At 58.4% G+C, this 4,764-nt stretch carries 3 protein-coding genes; all 3 read right to left on the minus strand.

Translation table 11 applies throughout. The features are described from left to right. On the minus strand, nucleotides 1-348 hold a 348-nt coding region (locus tag ABX749_RS22495; RefSeq protein WP_372897960.1), incomplete at its 3' end, for a carboxypeptidase-like regulatory domain-containing protein. Nucleotides 349-391: 43 nt separating this feature from the next. Further along, nucleotides 392-4,045 (minus strand): carboxypeptidase regulatory-like domain-containing protein, encoded by a 3,654-nt coding sequence (locus ABX749_RS22500; protein WP_372897961.1) that lies wholly within the window; start codon nucleotides 4,043-4,045, stop codon nucleotides 392-394. Between the two features lie 8 nt (nucleotides 4,046-4,053). Beyond that, the gene (locus tag ABX749_RS22505) at nucleotides 4,054-4,437 is read right to left on the minus strand and encodes a BlaI/MecI/CopY family transcriptional regulator (protein WP_372897962.1); all 384 of its coding nucleotides are present in this window, start codon (nucleotides 4,435-4,437) and stop codon (nucleotides 4,054-4,056) included. Nucleotides 4,438-4,764: the final 327 nt, after the last annotated feature.

Consider the following 4,764-nt stretch of genomic DNA (forward strand, 5'->3'; position numbering starts at 1 on the left):
GTCAAAGTGCTCGGAGACTTGGCCTTGATAGCCCGCACCGCCGGCGGCCAAGCTGAACAGCAAGCTGTCGGACAGATCAGAAATCGAAAACCGTCCGTTTAAGTCCGTGGTCGTGCGTTTGGTGCAATCGCGGTAGCACGACGGGCAGGTGGTGGCCGGGCCGACGCGTGGTTTGGCCGTGCTGACGACGACGATCGCCCCGGCAACCGGAGCCTCCTCGGAATCAACCACCCGGCCTGACAGTTCGGCGGTCCCGGCGGTCAGCAGCAGCGACAACAGTAATTTGATCGAGAGCATTTTTGGGTCTAGCGTCTTGGGTGATGGTGTGGGATCGGCTTCCAGGCTCATCGATCCGGCCAATGACGATCCTGGAATCCAATCCCACTTGTTGCTACCGCCTGGGGGTGATTTCCACTGGTATCAATCTCTGGATCGGGGGGCCACTTGGCAGGTTCAACATGATGTCCAGATCCGTCTCGCCGGTACTGACCGAAACCATCGTGGAGATCCGTGCCGAGGAGACGGAACTTGCGCCTCGGGGACCGCGGACCATCAATTGATAGTTTCCTTGCGGGACCTTTTTGAGGTGAAACCGTCCGTTGGCGTCGGTCGTCGATTGGCTTTCGCGATCGTGATCAACCCAGAAGTTGGGGATGACGTTCCGGTCGCGGCGGATGGAAACCATCGCCTTGGTGACCGGGTTGCCGTCGGCATCAATCACACGTCCGGCGATCTCCTGGTCACCGCGAATCAATTCAAAGTCCTTGACGATCAGCTTTCCGTCGCTGGCGGGTTGTGCGTTATAGCCAATCCCCGCTCCGACACTGAGGCTCGGCACACGGTTCAAGCTGACGCTGACCCGCTCTCCGGCGGGCACGGATGCCCGATACACACCCTCGGAGTCCGTCGTGACGAACTGATGGCCTTTGGATTGAATGACAGTCATGGTCATGCCGTTGGCAGTTCGCTGGATAGGCTTAGTCAGGCTGACTTGCATTCGGGCTCCAGCGACCGGCTTGCCATCGAGCAACACGCGGCCTTCGACGATCGCGGAAGATTGCAACACCAGATGGACGACGCCGTCTTTGGCTTCGCTCAGCTTGACCGTGCCGTCGAAGGCGGCGTCATCGCGGAGATACTTGACGTCGATGAACGCTTTGGGTGATGTCACCCCTTGGGGAACCAGCGTGGCGCGCCCGTGTGAATTCGTGGTTTCGGCCTCGGACTTATCCACGATGCGAGGTGCCCGATCGAATTCGGGAGCGTTCGTGCTAGCCGGTGCTTCGTCACGCAGAATTACCGATGCCCCAACGGCAGGTTTACCGTCGGGCAGCGATACAATGACTTGGTACGTGGCCAGCTTGGGGACCACGATCGGTTCAAGCTCGCGAGGGACAAAATCGGTGATCGTGATTTTTCGATGCGGTAACGACGCGGCTTCCTCCTTCGTCATTCCATATGAAGACGAAGGGATCGCATAGCCCGGTTCCCTAGTCGTCATCATCAACAAGTGCTCGCCCAGGGGGAGTTTCAGACTGAACGTTCCGTTTTCTTTCGAAACGGCCCCGTACGGCGCCGGACTGTCGAGCGAACGTATCGAGATGCCTTTAACGGGAGTTCCCGACGCGTCCACCATTATCCCGCTGATCGCGACGGCACGGGGGAGCACAACATTGATCGGCTCTTTTCCCGTCACTTGCTCCTCGGAAAGCTCGATTTGCTTCAACAGGAACGGGCTTTCTTCGGGCGTTACGACCGAAAACTTCATCGGCCGATCGTCGCGATCGAAATAGTATTTGATCAGGTGTGTCGCGACGCGAAATCGAAAGTTGCCTTCCGAATCGGTCTCGTGGCGGTCAACGCTGGACGATGGATAGACGCTGACTCCCGCGATCGCCGCGCCCCTCTCGTCGCTGACGTGACCAAAGAGCGTATAACCCGGATCGGCGACAACTGTTGCCGGGCTCTCCACGACCTCTCCGCTGGGAAGCCTGGGATTGGGACGTTCAAACTTTCCGATCGCGACATCATCGCTGGTGCGAATGGCCGCGAACCCGTCCTCCCAGTCAACATGAGAGGCGTAGACCGAGGCGATTAAGCCAGCGGGAATGTTTTGGAACTCGAAGTTCCCCGATTTATCGGTGATGGTTTTCGGTGTCAGTTGGCTCATCAACAATTCGAATCGCTCGGGGGCATCCCATGGATCGGCCGTCGGCGCGTACAAGCCTGTCAGGTTCACGATCGCCCCGCCAAGGGGTTGGCCATCGGGCGTCACAAATCGACCGCTGATGGAGTTCGTCTTCGCGAGTTGCAAGGTGATTGCTTCGACCGGCTTCGGATTCGACTTTTCGATGATCAGCTGCAACGTGGCGACGCCCGCGCCCGGCATTGCAGCAACGAGTGAGCCTACCCAACGGTCCGTGCGATCATTCGGAAACGCGGGTGCTTTGACAGCGGCGAATTCGAACTCGCCGCTCGCGTTTGTGTCGGTCCGCCCAATCACGTCGGGCGATCGAATCAGATCTCGGTCCACCGAGTAAAGGTACTTTTGAGGATCACGTGACACTCTGTGACCACTCGATTCCCTCAGTACGACCGCCGCCCCCGACACCGGCTGGCCGTCGGGCGAGAGGACTGTGCCGGAGACATTGACGATCACTGCGTAATCATCCGGCTCGGCCAGCGTCGGTTTAGACCCTAGTACTCGGGCAATCAAGTCATTGTCGTCTGGTCGAATCGGCTCGTACACGGGGCCGGCGTTGTCTGCTTCCGCTTGACCGGTATCCGCTGAATCCGACTGCGTTTGCTGGTCCGGAGTTCCTTGAGCGATTGAATGCTCCAGCCGCACCGTCGTCGCGATTGCCGCCACAGCAAGCAATGCGACCATCAATCGCAACGAAGCGATTCGCCAGCGGGACAGCCCCGGAACGCCGTTGAGGATCAACGTCAAGCGATCTTCAATTTGAGTGTGACGGCTCATCGCGATGGCCGAACGATTGGAAAGTCGAGTCGTCGTTCCTTCGCTGCGGAATCGCGAAACGATATTCAGCAGGCTCTCGGCATAACGCCCCGACGACAGTCCGCTGTGGTTTTCGGATGTTGCGATCAGGACATCGCGATCGGTTGCCCATTCACGCGATTCGGAGAGCCGCCGATCGATCCACCAAACGGCGGGATGGAACCAGTAGAGCATCAGATTCATGGACGCAATCAGCTGGACTGCACCGTCATGCCGACGAACATGCATCAGTTCGTGAAACAACGTCGACCGAATTTCATCGTCACTCCACGATTCAAATTGCCTCGGAACCAGAACGGTGAATCGGAACAGGCCGAACACCAGCGGCATCGAAGTGCGATCCGTCCGCACGATCAAAGGTACTCGCGTCAAACCGATCCGTTCGGCAAAGTCACTGGCCAGCGCAACGAATTGCGGATCGACACGCTGTCCCTTCGCCGCCGCGACACGCAATCGAATCATCCCGGCCGAGAATCGCAACGCCACCCACACAAATCCAGCGACATAGATCCAAACAAACACGGTCAATGCCGTCGATCCATCGAGCTTGCGATCGATGGGGGCTGAGCTACGGAGATCGCTCGTGCGACCCGGTAAAACGCCCTCTCCTGCTGAGGTGAATGCGGACGACGACGTGGCCGGCAAGGCGGTGGAAAGCCGGTTCGGTTGCGCGGTCAAATCAACGAGCGTTGAGTCTTCTTCTCGTTCCAAAGGACTCGGGATGACTGCCATCGGTTGCATCGCCCGGCCATCATTCCGCCGCGCCCGTTGATCTGTGCCGATCGATTGCCTTGCCACATCGACTTCCGCAGAAGCCAACGGAATCTTCCATCCGCCGAGCAGCAGATGCGCCGGCAAGATCCCCAAGGTCAAGCAAGCCGCCGTCAGCCAGACGGCATACGTGCGTCCTGCGTCGACGCGTTTGATCCGGGCCGCGACCAACCATGCGATGACCGAAACGACCGCAATTTGGACGATCACGACCAAACACAGTGACAGCGGACTATCGATCAACCAGTGGTTCACGCGATCGCTCATTGCTTGCCGCCTTTGGTTTGATGTTGGTTCAACAATCGACGCAGACGCTTGACCTGGTCATCGGTCAATTCCGTTTTGGGATCGGCAAGGTGTGTGGCCAGAGCGTCTTCTACCGAACCGCCGAAAAAGATTTCCAGGACTTTGCGAAACGCCTTGGCCGCGGCACTTTTTCGCGGCACCGCGGGCAAGTACACGAATCGTTTTCCTTCGCGACGGTGCTTGACGACGCCTTTTGATTCGAGCGTGCGAAGCTGTGTCCGCACGGTCGCATTGGCAAGCTCGTCGGGCATCGCCGCAACGATCTCGTTAGCCGTCGGTTCGCCGAGCTGATAGATCACTTCCATGATCTGCCGCTCGCGGCGGGAAAGGTCAGAACGCACGCTGGACTCCGGGGGCAAACGCGGGTGTCGAATCCAAGTGTTAGAAATGTAACAAATCGAGCGTCAAGGGCAAAACCTCTTTTGTTATTTTTCTAACATATGTGACGTTGGTGTCCAGGCTTCAGCCGCTTCCCCTGCAGCGGCGAAGCGACTGGCGGATAGCCGCGATACCTAAAGGCATCCATAGAGGCGCCTAAAGGCTGGACACCAACACCTGCCGAAAAACCATCGTGAGTGTTGGTGTCCAGGCTTCAGCCGCTCCCCCCGCAGCCGCGAAGCGGCTGGCGGAGAGACGCGATGCCTAAAGGCATCCATAGAGGCGTCTAA

Origin of the sequence: Stieleria sp. (assembly GCF_041595215.1) — a bacterium.
GTDB lineage: Bacteria > Planctomycetota > Planctomycetia > Pirellulales > Pirellulaceae > Stieleria > Stieleria magnilauensis.